The sequence below is a fragment of the Halanaerobiales bacterium genome (assembly GCA_035270125.1).
GTDB lineage: Bacteria > Bacillota > Halanaerobiia > Halanaerobiales > DATFIM01 > DATFIM01.
In genome coordinates this window covers 1-23855 of record DATFIM010000076.1, presented here as the reverse complement: position 1 = coordinate 23855, position 23855 = coordinate 1, and the positions used below count along the sequence as shown (strand labels likewise).

The 23855-nt window shown below is 31.5% G+C and carries 19 protein-coding genes and 1 other annotated feature; of the genes, 3 read left to right on the top strand and 16 right to left on the bottom strand.

All coding sequences use genetic code 11. The features are described 5' to 3' along the window. Positions 1–163: 163 nt before the first annotated feature. The 16 genes from serS to ald form a co-directional block, all read right to left on the bottom strand. Complete coding sequence (gene serS / locus VJ881_04215) at positions 164–1444, bottom strand: serine--tRNA ligase (GenBank protein ID HKL75254.1); 1281 nt, start codon at positions 1442–1444, stop codon at positions 164–166. A 57-nt stretch (positions 1445–1501) separates the two neighbouring features. Next, positions 1502–1738: a binding site (T-box leader), on the bottom strand. Positions 1739–1807: 69 nt separating this feature from the next. Then, on the bottom strand, positions 1808–3217 hold the full coding sequence (locus VJ881_04210; GenBank protein ID HKL75253.1) for a YfcC family protein: 1410 nt from the start codon (positions 3215–3217) through the stop codon (positions 1808–1810). A gap of 29 nt (positions 3218–3246) precedes the next feature. Next, positions 3247–4437: a M20 family metallopeptidase gene (locus tag VJ881_04205; protein HKL75252.1), complete on the bottom strand. Its 1191-nt coding sequence runs from the start codon at positions 4435–4437 to the stop codon at positions 3247–3249. 46 nt (positions 4438–4483) lie between these two features. Next, positions 4484–5836: an amidohydrolase family protein gene (locus VJ881_04200; protein ID HKL75251.1), complete on the bottom strand. Its 1353-nt coding sequence runs from the start codon at positions 5834–5836 to the stop codon at positions 4484–4486. A gap of 1 nt (position 5837) precedes the next feature. Beyond that, positions 5838–7022, bottom strand: a complete 1185-nt coding sequence (locus tag VJ881_04195; protein HKL75250.1) for an amidohydrolase — start codon at positions 7020–7022, stop codon at positions 5838–5840. Positions 7023–7026: 4 nt separating this feature from the next. Next, a complete protein-coding gene (locus tag VJ881_04190) occupies positions 7027–8112 on the bottom strand; it encodes an alanine/ornithine racemase family PLP-dependent enzyme (GenBank protein ID HKL75249.1) in 1086 nt (361 codons plus the stop codon). Between the two features lie 142 nt (positions 8113–8254). After that, entirely contained in the window at positions 8255–9376 is a 1122-nt protein-coding gene (gene alr / locus VJ881_04185; protein HKL75248.1) for an alanine racemase, read from the bottom strand. Position 9377: 1 nt separating this feature from the next. Then, positions 9378–11570, bottom strand: coding sequence for a D-ornithine 4,5-aminomutase subunit OraE (gene oraE / locus VJ881_04180; protein HKL75247.1), 2193 nt, complete (start codon positions 11568–11570; stop codon positions 9378–9380). Then, complete coding sequence (locus VJ881_04175; protein ID HKL75246.1) at positions 11570–11944, bottom strand: ornithine aminomutase subunit alpha; 375 nt, start codon at positions 11942–11944, stop codon at positions 11570–11572. The genes oraE and VJ881_04175 overlap by 1 nt, the downstream gene beginning before the upstream one ends. A gap of 12 nt (positions 11945–11956) precedes the next feature. Then, positions 11957–13348 (bottom strand): GlmL-related ornithine degradation protein, encoded by a 1392-nt coding sequence (locus VJ881_04170; protein HKL75245.1) that lies wholly within the window; start codon positions 13346–13348, stop codon positions 11957–11959. A gap of 2 nt (positions 13349–13350) precedes the next feature. After that, positions 13351–14778 carry a 2-amino-4-oxopentanoate thiolase subunit OrtB gene (gene ortB, locus VJ881_04165; GenBank protein HKL75244.1) on the bottom strand — a complete coding sequence of 476 codons (1428 nt, stop codon included), beginning with the start codon at positions 14776–14778 and terminating at the stop codon, positions 13351–13353. 3 nt (positions 14779–14781) lie between these two features. Next, positions 14782–15087, bottom strand: coding sequence for a 2-amino-4-oxopentanoate thiolase subunit OrtA (gene ortA, locus VJ881_04160; GenBank protein ID HKL75243.1), 306 nt, complete (start codon positions 15085–15087; stop codon positions 14782–14784). Between the two features lie 61 nt (positions 15088–15148). After that, positions 15149–16168 (bottom strand): 2,4-diaminopentanoate dehydrogenase, encoded by a 1020-nt coding sequence (gene ord / locus VJ881_04155; protein HKL75242.1) that lies wholly within the window; start codon positions 16166–16168, stop codon positions 15149–15151. A gap of 255 nt (positions 16169–16423) precedes the next feature. After that, on the bottom strand, positions 16424–17833 hold the full coding sequence (locus VJ881_04150) for a sigma 54-interacting transcriptional regulator (GenBank protein HKL75241.1): 1410 nt from the start codon (positions 17831–17833) through the stop codon (positions 16424–16426). A 54-nt stretch (positions 17834–17887) separates the two neighbouring features. Continuing rightward, on the bottom strand, positions 17888–18823 hold the full coding sequence (locus VJ881_04145) for a dipeptidase (protein HKL75240.1): 936 nt from the start codon (positions 18821–18823) through the stop codon (positions 17888–17890). Positions 18824–18979: 156 nt separating this feature from the next. Beyond that, positions 18980–20104: an alanine dehydrogenase gene (gene ald / locus VJ881_04140; GenBank protein ID HKL75239.1), complete on the bottom strand. Its 1125-nt coding sequence runs from the start codon at positions 20102–20104 to the stop codon at positions 18980–18982. A 391-nt stretch (positions 20105–20495) separates the two neighbouring features. Here ald and VJ881_04135 point away from each other — a divergent pair, with 391 nt between their 5' ends. The 3 genes from VJ881_04135 to VJ881_04125 form a co-directional block, all read left to right on the top strand. Beyond that, complete coding sequence (locus VJ881_04135) at positions 20496–21770, top strand: ATP-binding protein (protein ID HKL75238.1); 1275 nt, start codon at positions 20496–20498, stop codon at positions 21768–21770. Then, positions 21767–22600, top strand: a complete 834-nt coding sequence (locus tag VJ881_04130; GenBank protein HKL75237.1) for a response regulator — start codon at positions 21767–21769, stop codon at positions 22598–22600. The genes VJ881_04135 and VJ881_04130 overlap by 4 nt, the downstream gene beginning before the upstream one ends. A 193-nt stretch (positions 22601–22793) precedes the next feature. Beyond that, positions 22794–23855 (top strand): sodium:proton antiporter (locus VJ881_04125; protein ID HKL75236.1); only part of this gene is annotated, 1062 nt, incomplete at its 3' end.

Genomic DNA, 23855 nt, shown 5'->3' with positions numbered 1-23855 from the left:
AGAAAAGAATTTTATTATAAATTTAAATCCTTTTCTTTATTGTCTGAAAACATTTACATTTCAGTAATTACAGACAATTTGAACTTTTTTTCACAATCTAAATTAAAAAAACCGCCCGCAGAGGACGGCTAATTTCAATGATATTTTATTGAACTCAAGAATTTTATTTCTCAGGGTGTGTTATTTTTTTCATACCCATATATGGTTGTAATACTTCCGGAACATTAATAGTACCATCTTCATTTTGATAATTTTCCATAATAGCTGCAACTGTTCTTCCGATTGCCAGTCCAGATCCATTAAGAGTATGGACATAACGAGCACTTGCATCTTCATCCGGCCTATATCTGATTCCAGCTCTTCTGGCCTGAAAGTCCTCAAAGTTGCTACAGGATGAAATTTCACGATAAGTATCATACGCTGGAATCCAGACTTCCAGATCATATGTTTTAGCTGATGCAAAAGTAAGATCTCCTGTACATAAAGTTACCACTCGATAAGGAAGACCTAATTTTTGTAATACCTCTTCAGCATCTGCTGTGATCTTTTCTAATTCATCATAAGAATTTTCTGGCTCAACAAATTTAACCATTTCCACTTTATTAAATTGATGTTGGCGAATAATACCTCTAGTATCTCTACCATGAGAACCGGCTTCAGCTCGAAAACAGGCACTATAAGCAGTATGATATATAGGTAATTCATCTGCCTGTAAAATCTCATCTCTATACATATTGGTAACTGGAACTTCAGCTGTAGGAATTAAATAGTAATCTCTATCCTCAATTTTGAACATATCTTTCTCAAATTTTGGAAGCTGGCCTGTCCCGGTCATGCTATCTGAATTAGCCATAAATGGTGGAAATACCTCTGTATATCCATGTTCTTGAGTATGGAGATCGATCATAAAAGTAACCAAACTTCTTTCCAGTCTGGCCGCAGCCCCTTTTAAAAAAGTAAATCGCGAACCTGCAACTTTTGTTCCTCTCTCAAAATCTAAAATATCCAGCTCTTCTCCTAATTCCCAGTGAGGTTTGAATTCAAAATCAAACTCTCTTGGTTCACCCCATTTACGAACTTCCTTATTATCATCTTCATCTAATCCAACTGGAACATCTGGATGGGGAACATTAGGAATAGAAAGTAAGATTTTATCTAATTTTTCTTCAACAACATCCAATCTTTCCTCATATTCACTTATCTGATCTGATACTTCTCTCATTTCCTCAATTATTTGACTGGCATCTTCCCCTGCTCTTTTTAATTCACCGATTTTATCAGATGCCACATTTCTCTTATGCCTTAACTGTTCTGTTTCATAAAGTAAGTCTCTTCTTTCTTCCTCTAATTTTTCAAATTCATCCAGGTCTAATTCCATATTTTGATTTTCCAGTGCTTCCTGAACTTCCTCAATATTTTCTCGAACATATTTTCTGTCTAACATAATATTACCTCCTTTATTTTTTGAAAAAATTAAAAAAACCTCACCACTGTCAATTAAGACAGGGGCGAGGTTTGAGTTCATTTCCCACGGTACCACCCTGATGGTTAAGTTTTTTAACCACTGGGTAAGCTATAACGGGCTTCTACCGAAAAAAACTACTTTTCTAAAAAGCTATTTTAGAAGTTCACTTTTTCACTCTCAGGTGGATTCAATTCTTCTTCTGAGCTAATTTACAGTAATCATTAGCTTTCTAGGTCAAAAAAAGAATTTACTAGTCCTGTTCATCGTTTTATCCTTTTAAATTTTCTATAATTATAATACATTATCTAATAAAATGCAAATAATTTTACTGAGATATTATGTTTAAAATGGACCTAATTGAATAAAATGAGCTATAGTCACTAAGATTCCTCCTGCTACCATCCAAATACCTAAAAGAGGTAAAAACCATTTAGCCCATTTACCCCAGGCCACTCCAGCCAATCCAAGACCGGCCATAAAATAACCAGAAGTTGGTGACCAGATATTTGTAAACCCATCTCCCAATTGATAGGCAAGAACTGCTGTCTGTCTTGTTACACCTACTAAATCAGATAAAGGAGCCATAATAGGCATAGTTAGCGCAGCCTGTCCACTACCAGAAGGAACAATTATATTTAGGGCACACTGGAATAAGTACATACCTAGAGCTGAAAAATAGGACGGTAGTCCTTCAATTGCCACTGATACTGAATGTAAAATCGTATCAATTATGTGACCTTCATTTAATACTACTAAAATACCACGGGCAACTCCAACAATTAAAGCAGCCATGGTTAAATTCTTAGCTCCTTTAACAAAGGCATCAGCTGTACCACCCAGGCCTAATCTACCAACAATACCGGCTGCTATTCCCATTCCAAGAAAAAGAGCAGATATTTCAGTAATAAACCAGCCATATTGAGTTACTCCCCAAATAAGCAGACCAAAAACAATTACAACTACTGCTAAAACACTTTTATGATGTGTTCCCATTTCCTCAAATTTTTCTAAATCAACATGGTCTTCTTTATTTAGATCATCTTCATAAACTGGACTTAATTCAGGATTTTCTTTTATTTTACTGGCATATCTATAAACATAGGCTATTGCTATTCCAGTAATAACCACCCAGACTCCTACTCTAAAGGCCATACCTGAAAACAATGGTAATTCTGCTACTCCCTGAGCTATACCAACTGTAAATGGATTCATAAATGCACCTGCAAAACCGGCTCCTGCTCCTACCAGAACCATGGCTGCTCCAGTAATTGAATCAAAACCAAGCGCTATTGCCAGAGGCACAATAGCCGGTAGAAAAGCGAGTGTTTCTTCAGCCATCCCAAGAGTTGAACCACCTAAAGCAAAAACTCCCATTACTGCCGGTATAATTATTTTTTCTCTTCCTTCTAAAACTCTCGTTAATTTTGCAATCCCAGCATCAACTGCCCCGGTTTCAGCAATTACACCAAAAGCTCCCCCAACAATAAATATGAAAAACACAATATAAGCTACTTCATTTAAACCTTTAGGTACAGATTTTAAAATTCCAAAAACACCAACAGCATTTCTTTCTACCACTTCATAAGAACCTGGTTCTATAACAGTCCTTCCCCCTTTTTCCACTCTATCATAAACTCCAGGGGTTACAATATAGGTAGAAATAGCTGCAATTATAATAATTGCAAATAATAATACCAGTACATGAGGAATCTTGATCCCAATACCTGCTTTTTTCTTCTCTTTATTCTCCATTAATAATTCCTCCTCTTTTTATTAAATGTTTATTTTAACTCACAAAAATTAATAGCTATTAAACTATAAATCAAAAATCCCTGATAAGCCTCTTTATAATCAATATATTCTACTTCAGAATGGGCACAGGAAATATCCCCAGGGCCAAATACAACTGTATCGATATTAGCAAAATTGCTGATCAAAGAAGCATCTGTCCAGCCAGGAAAAGACACAACATCTGCTTTTTTACCCTTTATTTTTTCAGTAACTTTTTCTAGTTTGCTAACAAGCGGATGATCTAATGCTATCTCCATTGGCATATGATCCATAGTAGCCATATTACTGGGAATTCTATCAATCCTTGCCTTAAAATCTTTATCTTCATTTTTTAATTGATCAATAATCTTTTCAAAATCTAAAAAAACCTGATCAAGTGTTTCTAAGGGAGTCCATCTCCTATCAATCTGAATTTTACATTCACCGGCTACACTACTTGGTTGAGTTCCACCTTCTATCACCCCAAAGTTAAGGGTTGGTGGACCAATCAAATCATGTTTTCTTTCAGCAAACTGTGGTAATAACACCTCCTCTACTTTATTTATGAATTTTGCTGCTTTGGAAATAGCATTTATCCCCTCACTTGCTGTTCCACCATGAGCTGTCTTTCCCTCAATTGTAACTTCCAGCCATTCAAGCCCTCTATGACCGGCAGCTATATCCAACTTTGAAGGTTCACCAACTATTGCTGCATCGGCTTTTGGACCATTTTTAACCAGATATTCTGTTCCAAAACTTTTATATTCTTCTTCTATTACTCCCACAAAAATCAAGTCGCCTTTTAATTTAATATTAGCTCTTTTTATTGCAACTAACGCCAAAATCATACAGGCTAAAGGTCCTTTCATATCAACAGAACCTCTGCCATATATTTTTCCATTTTTAATTTCTCCACTAAAAGGTTCAATATCCATATTATAAGCTGGAACAGTATCCATATGACCTGTTAACATCAATGATTTACCCTCATTAGTCCCTTTGATTTTAGCAACTACATTTGGTCGATCATCTTTTACCTTTACTAATTTAGATTCAATCCCTTCATTATGAAAAAAATCATGAATAAATTCTGCTACATCTTTCTCATAATTTTTGGAATCTGGGGTACTGGGAATTTTTACCAAATCACTAATAAGATTATTCAATTCTTTTTGTGAAATTTTTTCTTTCAATAATTTCACTAAGTTCAATATCTCACCTCCCTATTGTGATATTTTATTCATTGAATCATTTCCTAATCACCTTACCAGAATTGGCACCTGTTAAATTTCCCTCATTTACTACCAACTTACCATTCACTATTACATATTCTATACCAGTTGGTGCTTTAACTGGATCATCAAAGGTAGCTTTATCAAGTATCTGGTCATAATCAAAAATGGTAATATCTGCATCAAAATCTTTTTTGATTCTACCTTTATTAGTTAAATTTAACCTTTCAGCTGGCATTCTAGTAATTTTCTCGATAGCATTAATCAGTTCAAGTTCATTTTCTTCTCTCACATATTTTCCTAAAACTCTGGGAAATGTTCCAGCAGCTCGCGGATGACCCTGACCTTCATTTAATATTCCATCACTTGCTATCATTACTACAGGGTGTTTCATAGCTTTTAATACTTCCCTTTCCTCCATTACAAAAGCTACTACTAAATCGTCTGGTTCATTTTTTCTAATATCTTCAAAAATCTCTTTATTACATCTCTGCCCTTTATATTTTCCTTCAGTTACTTTTATGGCACTATAATCTACTCCCCATTTTTCAAAACATCCTTCATCAAAAACAGCACTACCAACAAAAGTACTAAAAGCATCATAGGGGTAAACATCTGCCATAATATCTACTCCACCTTTCCTGGCTGCATCAATCATTTCTAAAGCTGTATCCATCTGACCAAAAGCTGAACAGCTCCCAATATGAGAAATTTGAAATTTAACTCCACTTTCTCTGGCAATAATAATCATTTCGGCAATTGCTTCTAAAGAACGATCAGCATCAAATCGATAATGGGCGGCTGCAAAACGCTCAGGATATTCTGCTACAACTTTACATAATTCAATCATCTCCATAATTGTTGCTCCTGGAGTATATTCAAGACCAAATGATAGTCCCAATGCTCCCGCATCAAGACCTTTTTTTAAAAGATTTTTCATCTCTTTAACTTCTTTTTGACTGGCTTTCCCATACCTATCATTACAACCTACTTTTTCTCTTAATGAACCATGACCAATCATTCCTCCATAATTAAGAGGAGGATTTTCTTTTTCAAGTATTTCAAGATAATTACCTATCTCAGCATCCCCCAGACCACAATTACCACCAATAGCAGTAGTAACACCCATTTGAACCATATTATTAAAGATTTCAAATTTGATCTTTCCTTCTTTTATATTATCTTCATGCATATGGATATCAATAAAACCTGGTACTATAAATTTAGAATTTATATCTATAATTTTATTTCCCTCTAACTTATCTTCAGTAATTTCTTTTATTTTTCCATTTTTAATTCCTATATTTGCCTTATATATTCCATCCAGTGGATCAATTATTTTCCCATTAATTAAAACTAAATCATACATTTTATTCATTCCTTTCTAAAAAATCTAAAACTGATTTTATCATAATTTCTATTCCATCAGTCATAATATCTTCATCAAAAGTAAAATGGGTATTATGGTGAGCAGCTGTTATTCCCTTTTCTTCATTTCTTCCTCCCAAAAGAAAAAATGTTCCAGGTACTTCTTTAAGAAAATAGGCAAAATCTTCTCCTCCCATTGTTGGCTCTTTAACATCGATTACATTTTCAGATTTCATAACTTTAATAGCATTTTCTTTCACTAAATCAGTAATATCTTTATCATTAACTAATGGTGGATACATGTGACGATAATCAATTTCATAATCAGCATCAGATGCTAGGCATATATTTTTAACCTTTTTACGAATTTCATCCTCCAATTGCTTTCTAACTTCAGGATTTAAAGCCCTTATTGTTCCTTCTAAATTAACCTCATCAGCAATAACATTTCGAACATAACCACCTTCAATTTTACCAATTGTTACTACTGCTGAATCAATAGGATCAATTTTTCTACTTACTATTGATTGTAGAGAATTTATAACTTCAGCAGCAGTAGTAATAGCATCTACTCCCTGATGAGGACTTGCTCCATGGGAACTATCCCCCTTGATTTTAATATCAACTTCATCAATAGATGCAAATAATGGACCTTTTTTTACTCCAACTTTACCGGCATCCATTTCCAGCCAGATATGCAATCCCAAAATAGCATCAACTTTAGGTGCATCCATAACACCATCTTCAATCATCGGCTCAGCTCCACCAGGGCCTTCTTCAGCTGGTTGAAATATCAATTTAACATTACCCCTTAGTTTATCTTTGATCTCTGCTAAAACCATTGCCACTCCAAGTAATATAGCTGTATGTCCATCATGACCACAGGCATGCATTTTTCCCTTTTCTACTGATGCAAAATCTAAATCAGTTTTCTCTTCCATTGGAAGAGCATCCATATCTGCCCTTAAAGCTATAGTAGGACCATCATTATTACCTTCTATTATCCCCACTACTCCTGTTTTGCCGATTTCAGTTTTCACTTCAAAACCTAACTCATTTAATATATTTGCAACTTTTTTAGAAGTTCTTGCTAAATCAAAACCAACTTCTGGATGCTTATGTAGATCTCTTCTTATTTTAATTACCTCTTCTTCATATTTCTTTACTAATTTTTTAATATTATCCATAAAATTACCTCCAATTTATAATTTCTTTTTCAACTAAAGATGATGCTGTCAGATAAAGCATTGGTCCATAAAATAAATTAAAATTTATAATATCCCCCAGTGAAAGATCTTCTTCCACATCTTCTACATCAACTATAAGATGGTCACTACTTGCTCCTAATATTTCTATTCCTTCTTTTAAAGGTATAAGTTGATCAGGGTAAACAAAATCAGCCTTACCTATTCCCAAAATTGCCCTTTTTCTCTTTCCATGATCTTCAAAACTGGGTTTATGACCAAAAGCATCTACAAAAGGTTGCCCAAAAGGTTTTGAAGGTTTATCTTTTAATTCAATTATTTCTGCTTTTAATATAAATGTATCTTTTTTAATACCTTTAATATTATAGTCCCATAATGATTCTATATCTCTTCCTAATAAAATTGATTCACCAATTCTTAAATTATTTATTTTTTTAGGCATTTTATCATCTAAAAGTAGTGGTAAACTTGTAGTTGAACCTCCTGAAACTATATTCAATTTTTGATTAAATTGTTTCTCTATTTTTTTAGCCAAATCTGAAAGTTTACCAAGATTTTTTTCATCAGGTTTAATTCCCCCATAACAACTTAAATTTGTTCCAATACCTTCTAAACTAATATTCGATAATTTATTTACCTCTTTAATTTTTTCTATTACTTTTTCTGCTGGATAAACTCCCTCTCTTAAATCTCCTAATTCAAGCATATATACTATTTTATGCATTTTACTTTGTATTTTAGCTTCTTCATTAAGTAATTTAATAATTTCAATTTCTGAGTTAAGACTTATATCAGCATATTTAATTACTTCCTTTATCTCTCCAGGGCCAGGAATCCTAAGCAACATTAACGGTAAATTTTTCACAAATGATCTTAATTTTTTGAATCTCTTTATTCTTGAATCAGCTAAATAATCTGCTCCTCCAGCAATTAATGCTTCAACTACTTCTGGAATATTATTGGCTCCCTTACTAACAACTGCTAATTTTATATTATTTTTTTTGCATAATTTTTTTATTATTTCTGTATTGTTTTTTATTTTTCCAGGATAGACTTCTAATTTTGGATACATCTTATATAGCCTCCTTTGCTACTTAATTCGAGGAAAAACAACAATTTCCTCTATTAATATATTAAAAATATGAATCTTTATTAAAAATAAAAATGTCCCTCTATTAAAGGGACATCTTCATTAAATAATATTTTTCTTTAAATTATTTATAAACACGAGGTACTCTTTTACTTATAGAACATGTTATTTCATAATTGATAGTTCCTATTAAATCTGCCAATTCTGTTGCAGTAATTTCATCATCTCCCTGTTCTCCAATTAAAACTACTTCATCTCCTATTTCTACATCAGAAATATCTGTTACATCAACCATGAACTGATCCATACAGACTCTTCCTCTAATCGGTGCTCTCTGACCATTAATTAAAACCTCACCTTTATTAGAGAGTAATCTAAAATATCCATCAGCATATCCTAAAGGCAATGTAGCGATTTTTCTTTTTTCCTCTGTTATAAAAGTTGCTCCATAACTTATTCCAGTTCCAGGTGGAACTTCTTTTAAGTATACTATTTTCGTTTTCCAGCTTAATACTGGTTTTAAGGGGAATTTCTGTACTTCATGAGAAGGTCTCATCCCATAAAGCATAATTCCCGGTCTAACCATATCTAACTGCATTTTAGGGAGATCAATTATTGTTGCACTATTGGCTGCCTGTTTTATCGGAATTTCAATTTCTTTTTCTTCAAGTTCATTAATTATACTTTGGAACTCATCCCACTGCTTATAAGTATATTCCTTATCTTTTTCATCTGCTTTTGCATGATGGGTTATAATTCCTTCTATTTCGATATTTTCATATTCTTTAACCTCTTTGATAAATTCTACTGCATCCTCTGGAAAAACTCCTATTCTTCCCATTCCTGTATCTATTTTAACATGAATTTTCACTTTCTTATTTTTCTTTTTGGCATATTTAGCCAATCCATTAACAGTTTTTTTCTTACAAACTGTAGGTATCAAATCATAATCTACTATTAAAGGATACTGATTTTCTAAAATTTCACCAAAGATTTGAATAGGAATCTCAAAACCTGCTTTTCGTAATTCTATCCCTTCTTCTGGAATGGCAACTGCAAGTCTGTCTGCTCCAGAATTCAAGGCTTTTCTGGCAACAGGAATTGATCCATGTCCATAAGCATCAGCTTTTACTACAGCCATAATAGATGTTTCCTGTGAAACATGTTCTTTGATCATCCTAATATTATGGCTGAAATTATCAAGATCAATTTCAGCCCAGACAGGTCGAGTAATATCGGCTTTCATTTTATTCAATCTCTCCTCTATCTTTTTTAACAATAAAGGTAGCCACATCATCACCATGGGTTCCGCGACCAAATCCAGCATCCATACCAGCATCTTTAGCTATATCATCTGTAACCTGAGTACCACCGGCAATTAACATTACATCATCTCTAATACCTTTTTCAACACATAAATCATGTAATTTCTGCATATTTTTACGGTGAATATCATTATGAGAAATAATTGTACTGATCAAAATCACATCAGCATTAACTTCAACAGCAGCATCTACAACCTTTTTAATTGGTATTGAAGTTCCAAGATAAGTTACATCAAAACCAAACTTCTCAATTCCACCATGTTTAATATCTATAATTTCTCTCATTCCAACTGAATGTTCATCTTCACCTACTGTAGCAGCAACAACATTCATTGGTTTATCATCAACATAACCACGAAGTTCATCATAAGGAAGTGGTTCTTCTTTTTCAGGAATTTCTAGATTTTCAATATCAATTGAAAAATCAACCTGACCTTTCATTTCAATTAAGGTACCTTCAGAAGGGTGCATAACTTCCCGATGGATAACTTCTACCTTTTTGAGACCCATTTTTTCACCTATTTTTTGTGCTGCAACTTCAGCAATATCCTGACTGGTTGGTAAAAATAAGGTAGTATTGACCCAGCCATCACCAAGCCATTCGACTTCAGGCTTTAACTTATTCCCTTTTCTAAAGTCTTTATTTTCTTTTAATCTTTCTTCTACATTATCTTCTTTATCTAATTCGTCTATAAAATCTATTTTATCTGGATTATGAAGAGTACAGCCACCAATTAAATCACAGGGTTTATCAATATCTTCTGGAAGATTATTATAACCAAAATGCTCACAAACTGGAGCAAGGTAATCATCTTCACGAGGTACAATACTATTAGCTGCTACTCCTCCATCCATCTTACGGACAATTCCATCACCATTTCTTTCCGGATAATGACCAGAATCAACAAAATAGCCTTCAGAAACAGCTTTGAAATAACCACCTTCATCTTTTATTTCTTCTAAAAATAGAACAGCTCTTTCTTTTAATTCACGTGCATCATCTCTTAAGACACCTTCATCTTTTAATTCTAATAATTCTTTTAAACCATCCATACCTGCAAAGGCCTGTTTGGCAGTATCAACTGCCTGGACATTATAATAATGCCATGGTACATTTCTACCTTCATCAGGAGTGATTGTACTCTGTAGATCAGCAGAAGTAAGTTCTGAAATAAGGAGGTTTAAAGTATGAGTAACTGTAGCCTCTCTAACTGAAGATTCCATATACTTTGTGTTTTGTTGAGCTCTAAAACGGAAACCTTCAAATAAATCACGTAATGCAACTGCATATGGCATATTTATTCTTAAATCTGGAGCCGGTGGAGCTGCAGGTGGTACAGTTGAAAGAGCAATCTTATCTTTTGGCATACCAGCTTTCATTGAAAACATGGAGTTTATAGCATGCTGAACAAAAAGTTCTGGCATAACATTCCAGGCTTTTCTGGCAGTAGCATTAGCATTATGAGCTCCATCAATTTGTAACATATCAACACTGGCCATTAATTTTTTGGCTACTGCAGCATCTACAAATGAACGATACATGTTTACATCACGATAAAGAACATTATATTGTGGATCCTGGTGAGCTCCATTTACTCCTTCTTCTGCAAATAAAACTGCTATCTCAGGACCGGCTACTCCACTTACATAAGAATGGAAATTAATAGGACGTCCCACTTCATCTTCTACTAAATCAAGAGCTTTTCTGGTTACTCTAATTTGTTTACGAGTTATTGGAATTCCTCCAACACCCTGAGGAGTTCCTTCTATTAAGCCATCCATATGACTCTGACCAGCTGTTCTAATAACCATAATATGGTCAGCACCATGCCAGGCAGCCATTCTCATTCTCCTTATATCATCTTCAAAACGACCAGAAGCAATTTCAGTAGTAATTACAGGTTCAGGTTGAGGATCTATATCATCAAAACTACTGGCAGCAGGTAATGGTACACTATTTTCCAGATCTTCACTCATTTCTTTATAAGTAAAATCACCTAATTTTTTATCTTCAACCTTATTTCTCCAGGTCCAGCCTTTTCTTCTTGGCCTATAATCTTCTATATCTTCTAGCAATTCTTCTATATCTAGCTTTTCATCTGGTTTTAAACCCATTATTTTTCACCTCCGTTAAAAAGTTCTTTTAAATCTTTTTTAGAAAATTCTCCATCAACAATAGCTAAACCTGCTTCTTTTACTTCCATTTCTTCTTTTTCAGCTAATTTTAGAAGCACATGACCTGCTCCCTTACCTAAAAGATCAGATTCAGCCACTTTTTTTACTATTGCTTTTGCATCCAAACTATTAAATCCCATCCTCAATAAAACTGATCTTTCTATTGATTGGGAAGTATGAGTTTCAGCTGTATCAATTAATGGATCAACAATTTCCTCTGCTAAATTCCAAAATCTTTCTTTTAATTCTTTATCAGATAAATCTTGAAGATGTTTTCGCCTTTCTTCAAAATTATCATCTCTATCAATAGGCATTAAAATCACTCCTTAACTTTTATTTTTGACTTTCATATCTTCTAAATATTTTTCAACTTTTTCGTTTTTCACACTATTTAGCAACAATTTTTGGGCAGCTTCTGGATATTTTTGGCTCATAAGACCCATAGATGCCATAATATAATCTTTATCTATTAAAGCTACTGCATCTTTGGTCGGTAAAAGAATTCTTTTATCTTTTCCTCTAACTTTTTTCAAAATTTCTTTTCCATCTGTTAATCTTGTTAAAGCTCCTCCAGTTCCTATAACCCATTTTACTGCCGTAAGGTCTTTACCTTCGGCAACTGTCATCCTTCCGGAAGGCCCAAAATAATCTTTCATTTTACCAGCATGTCTTCTCACAGCAGTAACAGCTGCTTTTTTAGCTAAAATTTGAATATATTCTTCTTCCTTTTTATCCCTGGGTAATGGAGCCAAATCTTCTCTTTTTTCAACTTTTTTACCCTGTTCAGCTAATTCTTTTTTCAACATTTCATAAACTTGAGGAGCATTTAAAAATACACCTAAATCTCCTTCAACAGTTCTTTTGGCTTCTGGTTCAGGACTTAAAAGTATTTCTTTTATAGCCCCAGAATCAGTAGTAACTGAATGGACATCAGTTGTCGCCCCTCCTACATCAAGAGTTACTAAATTACCTATTTTTTCTTTTAGTAATTTAGCCCCCTGCATAACAGCTCCTGGAGTAGGCATCATATCAATTGAAAGCATAGATTCAATTTTTTTCATTCCAGGTGCTCTTACAATATGACGAGCAAAAACATTGTGTATTAATTTTCTTGTTTCTTCTATATTTAGAGTATCAATCTCAGGATAAACATTATCAGCAATTAAAATTTCTTTTCCAGCTTCTTCAAACATTTCTTTTACTTCATCCTGTAAAACTTTATTTCCAGCATAGATTACTGGAACATCCAGATCAAGTTCACAAAGTTTACGAGCATTATGAAGTATAACTTCTTCTTCGCCATAATTAACTCCACCAGCCAGCAAAATAATATTGGGTTGAATATCAAGCAGCTCTTCTATTCTTCTTTCACGAAGTTTACCAGCTGTAACCTGCCTAATAACAGCCCCTGCTCCAAGAGCGGCCTCTTCAGCAGCTTTAACAGTCATATCTTTTACAAGTCCATGAACCGTCATCTTCAAGCCACCTGCTGCACTACTTGTAGCCATAAATTCATCCCAATCGAGTTCATCAATAGCTAAATTTTCTTTTAAGTTATCAATAGCCCCTTCGAGACCAATCATGACATCTCCATCTAAAACAGAAGTTGGTGCAAGACCCTGGCCAACAAATTCAGGTTGATCTGTATTTATCCCACTAAAGGCATTAACTAAAGTAGTTGTACTCCCAATTTCAGCAATTAGTAAATCTACTTTCATTTTTATTCCCCATTTACTTCCACATCAAATTCCTTTTTCATAATTTCTTTTACTTCTGAAGTTGTTTTATTAACTTCAGCAGCAAGGAATTCGAGTTCAGTTTGATTTATCTTTTCTACTTCTGTCTTTTTAACTATATTTTTCAAATAAGATAATTTAATATTTTCTAGATCTAAGTCGCGAGCTTTAATCTGTTTAGGATGATCTGGGATTATCACAGATTCACCAGCCTTTTCCTGATCAGGATCTCCATTTTTTACCTCAATTCCATTTTCACGAGCAAAATTTAATTGAGCATATGGATGTTTTCCTGCACCAGTATATTCAGTTTCCTGAACAACTATAATTTCATCTTCATCCATTTCTTGCGCAAGAGCAAAAGCTGCTGCTAAAGAAGTGTTGCCAGCTGGACCTCTTTCAACACCTTCAACTTGAGCAAGAGCTTCAGTTAAATAGAAAACCTCACCCTGTTTAACAGTCACATAACGATCCATATATCTTAAAGCACGAGCAGCATTATAAGGTACATCTGCTCTATCAGGCCAGGTAGCAAATGGAATCCCAAAACCGGTATGACCGGTAGTAAATGATTTGCGATTAAAATCATGATCACTTGCCATATGAAGACCACTCAAATCTACACTGGCAGCTACAATTTCTGTTTCATCTGCTCCAGCCTTTTCAAGTCCACGAGCTGTACCTGTTAAGTTACCACCACCAGCATTAGTAACAATAACAGCATCTGGATTTCTTCCTTCTCTTTCTTTCATTTGCTGAGATAGTTCATAACCTAAAGTTTCAACTCCAGCAATACCAAAAGGGGTATATAAGGAAGCATTAAAATAACCAGTATCTTCAAGAACACGTAAAAATGTATAAAAAAGTTCAGGTCCAACAGTAAGCTGTAAAACTTCAGAACCATAAGCTTCACATTTTCTACCTTTTTCTAAAATTTCTGGCTGTCCTTTTTCTCTACTATCATATACTTCCTGAACAATAATGCTATCCAGGCCTCTCATCACTGCCTGTGATGCTACAGCAGCTCCATAATTTCCACTTGTAGCTGCTACTACTCCATCATAACCATTTTCCTGGGCATGATAAACAGAGACAGAAGCTCTTCTTGCTTTATAACTGCCAGAAGGATTAGAAGCTTCATCTTTAACAAAAATTCTAGCTCCTTTTCCTTCAGGTGCAAGTTTACGAGCTAATTTAGTTATATTTTTCATCTCCAATAATGGAGTATTACCAACACCAGTTTCATTTTGAATCTTTCTAATCTGAGAAAGTTTATAACCCACTTCTGACATCATTCTTTCATAATCAAAAGCAACTTTTCCCTGAGAAAAACGATCATAATCTATACCAACTGCTTTTTTCATTATTTCATTATTTCTAGCCATTACTGATTCATAATCATTTGCAGGCATATTTTAAACCTCCTTATCTCTAATTATATTTCGAATTTGGGGTCCAACTTTTTGTAATTCTTTGATTGGTTTGCCAAATTTATGATCATAGGAAGGATCTGAATCTTTTAAAGTTCCTTTATGTCTTCTCCCAGTAAAAGTTTCAATTTCTGCTTCTTCTCCAACTTCAGCATCTTCTACTAAAAAACCTTTAACTCTAAGTTCAAGTGGTACCTTTTTTGTATCTTCAGGAACCTGAGGAGCTCTTTCATCTGCTTCCAGGATAATTTTATGAATTTCAACCCATTTACCAGCCGCTACCTTTTCCATAAATATTTACCCCCTTTAAATTAATAATCAACTTTTATTAACTAGATTTATTAAAAATTAACTATTCCATCATTTTCTTAGGTAAAAAATAAGGAACACGTAAATCTTTCATTGTTACCAGACCGGATTCAGCTTCCATTACTGGTGGAATCATGTTGGCAGTAATTGCTTTAGTCCCTTTCCCTCCAGGAATCTCTGGCTTAATGCTTAAGTTTATATCTGGATCTCCAACAATATTTATATAATCACCTGTATCTACATCTTCTTTTTCTGGATGGATTTGCTGAGGATGTTCTAGGACAATAACTTCTTCTCCATCTTTCATACCATAGGCAATATGTTTACATCCTGCTACCATTCCAGGTTCTACAGTCACATGATCAGTTTCACGATGTGTTTCAGAAATAATAGCTTCTCTAGTTTCTTTAATTTCATCTAAATCAATTTCAAGACTATCAGCAATCATTTTCACAGATTCTTGAAAACCAATATGTCCTACAATTGTACCTTCTTTTATACCTTTTTCAAATTCTTCTGGAGTAGTACCTACTCCCTGAGTTTCCATTACTGTCGGACCAAATGGTGAAAGATCATTTATTCTTGAAGCTTTAATTTTTTCAACATCCTGACAGACTCCAGTCATCGCTAGAATTAAAGTATCTAATACAAACCCTGGATTAATACCTGTTCCCAAAACACTAACATTATTTTCTTTTGCCAATTTATTTATTTTTTCTGCTAATTCTGGGTTTTGAGCCTGTGGATAGGCCATTTCTTCTGCAATAGTAACAACATTTAAACCAGCCTCAACTGATTTTTTGATCATTGGAAATACTGTTTCTGTAAATGAACTTGTTGCAATCACAACTATATCTGCAATATCTTTAGAATAATCAAATTCTTCAACAACATCTACACCTAAATTACCTTCTTCAATTATTTCTCCTAAATCCTTACCGATCTTTTCAGGATCCTTATCAATTGCTCCAACCAATTCCATATCTTTTTTAGAATTAACCAATTTAGCAACTCCTGAACCCATAGCTCCTAAGCCCCAGGAAACAACCTTAATATTACTCATTATTTTTCCCCCTTAAATGTAATTATAATAATAAATTTTAAATTTTTTATTTTTCACTCAAGTAAAAATGCTATAAAAACTTTACTTCATTTTATTAAATTATGCATAAATCATTCCTACTCTTAAATAAAATAATATTTAATAATTATTTATTCTATTAAATATTATTTTTCTTAAAGCTTAATAAATAAGTTTTATGCAAAATAATTAGAATCATAACCGCAAAGAATATTTGCAAAACATTGATTTCTTTTATTATTTTAGTTCATATTTATCAATTCTATATTGTAAGCTCTGTCTTTTTATACCTAATTTTTCTGCTGCTTTTGTTATATTCCAATTTGTTTCATCTAAAGTATTAATAATTATTTCTTTTTCATATTTATCTATCATATCAGGTAGTTTTCCTTCATCTTGGATTTTTTTCTGATTAGAATCTTTTTTCTCTTCTTCTATATCAATTAAAAATGATTCAACATGTTCTTTTTTAATATAATTATCATTACCTAAAATATTAATAGCTCCTTCAATTACATGTTCTAATTGTCTTACATTACCTGGCCATTCATATTTTTTAAATAAATTTATTACTTCTTTACTTAATCCTTTAACTCTAGTAGCAAACTTTCTATTGAATTTTTTGATAAAATAATTTGAAAGCAATTCAATATCTTCTTTTCTTTCTGATAATGAAGGTAAATATAATAAAACTACAGCCAGACGATAATAAAGATCTTCTCTTAAATCACCACTTCTTATTGCTTTAATAGGTGGTGTGTTAGTAGTAGCAATAATTCTTACATCAACCTTAATCTCCTCATCTCCACCCACAGGTCGTACTTTATTTGTCTGCAAAACTCGTAAAAGTTTGGCCTGTAAAGTTGGGGACATGGAATTAATTTCATCTAATAACAAAGTACCTCCATTAGCCTGTTCAAATAAGCCATTTCTGTTAACTGCTCCAGTAAACCCACCTTTTCTAGTACCAAATAAAATACCTTCTAATAAATTTTCTGGTAAAGCTGCACAATTTTGGGCAATAAAAGGTTTTTCCCTTCTCCTACTTGCATTATGAATACTCTGGGCAAACAATTCTTTTCCAGTTCCTGTGTCTCCAACAATTAAAATAGAAGAATCTGTTTTGGCAGCCTGATTAGCATATTGAATTACTTTTTTTAGTTTTGGATCTTCACCTTTTATATCTGAAAAAGTATATAAAGAATCTTCATCATCTTCAAAATCATCATTATTATATAATTTATCCTGTAATATATTTATTTTATTGTATAAATTTTTAATTTCAGTAATATCTTTGGCTACCTCTAAGGCCCATATTTTACCGTTTTCAAACTTTATCGGAATTGTACTATTAATTGTAATTATTTTTTCCCCATATTTATTTAGATATTCCTGTTGTTTATTTTCAATTTTTTCTCCACTATGCAAAGTTCTTAAAAGAGTACTATTTTCTTCATCTAATGATGGAAAAACATCTAATAATGGTTTTCCGATAACTGATTCTTTGTCCATATCTTCAAGTTCTGCCATTTTATTATTATAAATAACTGTTTCTCCTTTTTCATTAACAACATGAATTCCTTCATTTATATTATTTAAAATAACAGCAAGATGCTTTCCACGATTATTATCTATATTTAATTCCAAGTTTACACCTCCAAACATAAATTTTATTTTAAATTTATTTCCTGGGAAATAATATTATAAAACATTTTTAAATACTCTCAACCAATTTTTATTAATTATCTTTTCTATTTCTTCTTCCGAAAAATCTGCATTTTTCAATCCTTTAATTAAATTTTGTAATTTAGATATATTTTCTAAACTTTCCGGGGTTTCAGTTATTCCATCATAATCAGTCCCCAAACCAACAAAATCAATCCCTACTAAGTTTTTAATATAATTTATATGTTCTATTATATCATCAATTTTTACCTTTTTATTATCTTTTATGAATTCAGGGCAAAAATTTATACCAACCAAACCTCCAGATTGAGCAATAGCCTTAATTTGTTTATCATCCAAATTTCTTTTGTGATTACAGATGTTTTTTACATTAGAATGAGAGGCAACTACAGGATTACTACTATATTCTATTACATCCCAAAAACTGGAAGGTGTAAGATGAGATAAATCTATTACCATCCCCAAATTATCCATTTCTTTAATAAATTTTTTCCCAAATTTAGTTACTCCGCCATTTGCTTCAATTTCATTTAGGCCATCAGCTATATAATTTCTATAATTCCAGGTAAGGGTTATCATTCTTACCCCCAATTCATAAAAAACTCTCAAAGTACTTAAATTAGATATTCCATCTGCTCCTTCTATTGCCAGAATAGCAGCTATTTTATTAGAGCTAATAACATCCTCAATTTCTTTATAATCTTTAGCTAATTCTACCTCTTCAGTATTTTTTAAAAGATAATTAAATTTATCTATAATTTTTATAGTCTTTTTTAAAGCTTTATCTCCTCTAATTGAAGGACAGGCAGCAAAAACTTCTAACATTACATTAGCTTTCTTCATTTTTGGCAAATCAACTTGAAATTTAGTATTACTTGTGAAATTATAATTATCATCACGTAAATAATTTAATAATATATCGCTATGACCATCAACTATAAAATTTTCCATTTAGCTACTCTCCTCCTAGAAAATCATAATTTTTAACATCATCATTATTATAACATAATTTAAGATAATATTATAATAGCAAAATAAAAAGATGGAAGGTATTATCCTTCCATCTTAATTATTTACTTAACTATATCTCTTATGTTTTTATTGTTTTTATTTCCAGGAATCAAGAACTTCTGAAAGTGGAGTATATTCCATATCAAATGCATCTGCAACAGCTTTATAAGTAATATTGCCCTCATATACATTAAGACCCTTAGCTAAAGCATCATCTTCTAATAATGCTTTTTTGTATCCTTTATTAGCCAGGTCAAGTGCATAAGGAAGAGTAGAGTTTGTTAGAGCAAAAGTAGATGTTCTTGCTACTGCTCCTGGCATATTAGCTACAGAGTAGTGAACAACTCCGTGTTTGGTAAATACAGGATCATCATGAGTAGTAGGATAAGTTGTTTCTACACATCCACCCTGATCAATAGCTACATCAGTAATAACTGATCCTTCTTTCATTTCTTTTATCATATCTTCAGTTACAAGATGAGGAGCTTTAGCACCAGGAATTAATACAGCCCCAACAACAAGATCAGCATCTTTTATCTCTTCCATGATATTATATTTATTAGACATTACAGTTTTTACTTCACCACGGAAAATATCATCTAGTTCTCTCATTCTTTGAGGATCAATATCCATGATAGTTACATCTGCTCCAAGTCCAACAGCCATCTTAGTTGCATTCAAACCAACAATTCCACCACCAATTACAACTACTTTGCCAGGATTAACTCCAGGAACTCCACCTAAGAGAGTACCACTACCTCCCTGTGGTTTTTCTAAAAATCTTGCTCCTTCTTGTGTTGCCAATCTTCCTGCTACTTCACTCATTGGTGTTAAAAGTGGAAGTGAACCATCATCTAATTGAATTGTTTCATAAGCAATAGAAACAACACCTTTTTCTTTAAGAGCTTCTGTCAATTCTTTTTCAGCTGCAAGATGAAGATAAGTATAAAGAATTTGCCCTTCTTTAAATAAATCGTATTCTTCAGGAAGAGGTTCTTTAACCTTCATTATCATATCGGCTTTAGCAAAAACTTCTTTTGCTGTATCAATCATTTCAGCTCCAGCTTCAATATATTGTTCATCTGAAATCCCACTGCCAACTCCACCATTCTTTTCAATAATCACATCATGACCTGCATTTGTTAATGCTTCAACCCCGGATGGAACAATAGCAATTCTGTTTTCATTATTCTTAATTTCTTTTGGTACACCAATAATCATTAAAATTTCCTCCTTTTAAAATAAATTTATAAATTTTTGTTATATTTTTACCTAATATACCTATTCTTTGATTAGTTATTAATTCCTCCTTCACTTTTATATTTTTTTCACAATATCTAATTTTATTAAAATATAAAATTGTCAAAATTAATTATAATTTTTTTAATAAAGTTTTCAATTATATTAACTTGCATATTTTATGCCATATTAATATATATATTAATATTTGGTTTAAAGAGGTGAATTCCATTTTTTTATCTACTAAATGCAAAAATTTTTGAATATTTTATGCAAAATATATTTGCATTTGTTAAATTAGTTGCATAGATACAACTTTATGCTTATAATTAAAAATAAAATGAGAAAAAAATTTAGGGGTTGATCGAAAAAAATGACACAAATAACAAAAAAATATTTCTTTATTATTATTACTACTGTTATTGCATCTCAAATTAGTGTAGGTATCTATCAAACTGCTTTTAAAATTTCAGGAGGAGTAATAGCTTTTTTCCTGCTTCTTTACCTATTTGATAACATTGATATTGTTTTTGTTGGCTTACAGGTTGGTATAAGTGTTTTTATTTTAAGATTTTTAGTTTTCTATTTTAATAATGGCCATCTTCTAACTTCTTTTATTAATTGTATACCCAGTGCATTTTTTTATATTATATATGCTATAATTTTTTACTATTTTTTAAACAAAGATCTTTTAGATAATAAATTTAAAGGTTTTAATTTAATATTTTTTGCTGATGCTTTTTCTAATATGAGTGAAATATCCTTTAGATATATTTTAAATCTTATTGATTTAGAGTGGAAAATTATTTTTATAGTATTTTTAGCTGCTTTTCTAAGAACTATAGTGATCTGGCTTATTTTACTTTCAATTAAGTATTATAAAATATTATTAATAAGAAAAGAAAAATTAAATAGATATCGAAATTTAGTTATTTTATCTTCTGAATTAATGTCAGAACTTTACTGGATGGAAAAAAATAAAAATAGTATGGAAAATGTAATGTCTATTGCTTATAATTTACATCAAAATATAAAAAATCAAAATAATAAAAATGAATGGGCTACAACTTCATTAAATATTGCAAAAGAAATCCATGAAATAAAAAAGAATAATATTCTCATATTAGATGAGTTAAAAAATATAACTGAACATAATATTAATAGTGATAACATTCATTTTAATGAAATAATAGAAATTTTGAAATTTCGCTTTAACAATAAATTGGAAAAGAAAAATATTATACTTGAATTTAATTGTAATATAGAAAATAATTTTATTGTAAGAAAAGATTACTATATTTTATGTGTTTTCCGAAATTACATAAACAATGCAATAGAAGCTATTGAAAATAATAAAAAAGGAGAAATTAAATTTATTTGTTCAGAAAAAAACAATAATTATATCTTCAAGATAATTGATAATGGAAGTGGAATAAAAAAAGAAAATGTTGATTTAATTTTTTCTGCAGGATTTTCAACAAAAATAGATTATGATACCGGTGATGTAAATCGTGGTTTAGGTCTTAGTATAACTCAGGAAATAGTTAATGATATTTATAATGGTAAAATTATAGTAAACACAGAATATAAAAAGGGCACTACTTTTAAAATAAAAGTTCCAAAAAGAAGACTGGAGGTAAATAAATGAAGTTTTTTATTGTAGAAGATGATTTTAATATTGTAACTCTTTTAAAAAAAATAATTAATGATAGAAATCTTGGTACTGTTATCTCACACTCACTAAATAGTGAAAAAGCTAAAGAAGATATATTGATATTAAAACCAGATATTGTTTTAATAGATTTACTGATGCCTAAAAAAGATGGTATTACTCTTATGAAAGAAATTAAAGAAGAAGATCAAAATATAAATTTTATTATGATTTCTCAGGTACAAGAAAAAGATATGATATCAAAAGCTTATCAAAATGGAGTAGAATATTATATTTCCAAACCAATAAATGCTATTGAAGTTGAAAATGTGATCAAAAAAGAAATTAAGCAAATAGAAGAAAACAAAGTTATTAATCAAATTAATGATTTAGTTGACAATACAAATTTAAATGTAAATTTAAATAATAAAAAAGATCATGAACAAAAAATAAAAAAAATATTAAATGAAATAGGTATTTTAGGTGAAAGTGGAAGTAAAGATATAATTAATATATGTTCCTATCTTATCTCAAGTGACAACGAAATTGATGATTATACTATAAAAGATATTTGCAGTAAGTTTAATGATAGTTATAAAGCTGTTGAACAAAGAATAAGACGCGCTGCTTTAAAAGGTTTAAGAAATTTAGCCCATTTAGGAGTAGAGGATTATATGAATAAAACCTTTCAAAAATATTCTAATAGCCTCTATGATTTTAAGGAAATCAGAAATGAAATGGATTATATTCGAGAAAAAAACAATAAAAGAGGAAAAGTTAATTTTAAAAAGTTTATTGATAATATTCTCTTTTATAGTTGTAGTTAAATAGTTAGATAATTAACAAAAAAAATGTAACAAATAGATACAATTTAATATATTTTGTTATCCTCCCTTTATAATTAATTTACAATATTTGAGTTAGTGATTATTATTTATAATTTTTTGAATACTTTTTATACTAAATCTTTTATTACTAATCTAAAATTTTAAATATATTTAAGGGAGGATATAAAAATTTATGAGTAATTTAGTAGGAAATTTTTCAAAAGATTCTCTGAAAAAATGGTTGTTTTTAACTTTTTTAGTTGTTGCATTATCATTTTTATTAAGTAGTGTTGGCTTTGCCCAAAATAACACTTCAGATCATTATGGTATCTATTCTATAATCCCTCCAGCATTAGCCTTAATTTTAGCTTTTGCTACCAGACAGGTTGTTCCTTCACTTTTTTTAGGTATAGTTGCTGGCGGTATTATTTCAGGAAATTATGATATTGTAGGCCATTACCTTATACCATCTTTAGGTTCACCAGATTATTCTAAAATATTATTAGTATATCTCTGGTTTTTAGGAGGATTAATAGGGCTTTGGACCAGAACCGGTGGTGCACAAAAATTTGCCCTTTGGGCCAGTAAAAAAATGGTAAGAGGAAGAAAAACAGCCAAATTATTTGCCTGGATTATGGGAGTTGTTTTTCATCAGGGAGGAACTATAAGTACAATTTTAGCCGGTAGTACAGTAAGACCGGTTTGTGACGAAGCAGGAGTATCTCATGAAGAATTATCTTACATTGTAGACTCTACAGCTTCTCCAATAGCCACTTTGGTTCCTTTTAATGCCTGGCCAATTTATATTGCTGGATTGGTAGCTGGAACAATTCCTTTAATCCCTGATCAACAGGCCGGAGTAAACTTCTTTTTTAAAGCAATTCCATTCAATTTTTATGCTTTTATAGCAATTCTATTTACTTTTTTACTATCAATTGAAAAACTGCCTTTTATTGGTGAAAAAATGAGAAAGGCTATAAAAAGAGTTAAAGAAACTGGAAAAGTTAATCGAGATGGAGCAAGACCTCTATCTTCTGATGAACTTACAGAAACTGAAATTCCTGATGGTTATAATAGTAGTATTTTAGATTTTCTTATTCCACTTGGAACCCTCTTAGGAATTGGAGTTATTCCTAAATTTATAGTCGGAAAATTATATATACCTCAAGCCTTTATGTTTGCTGTAATCTCAGCAATTCTGGTAGCTTTATTTAAAGGTATGAGTTTAGAAAATGTAATTGATGCTTTTGTTGAT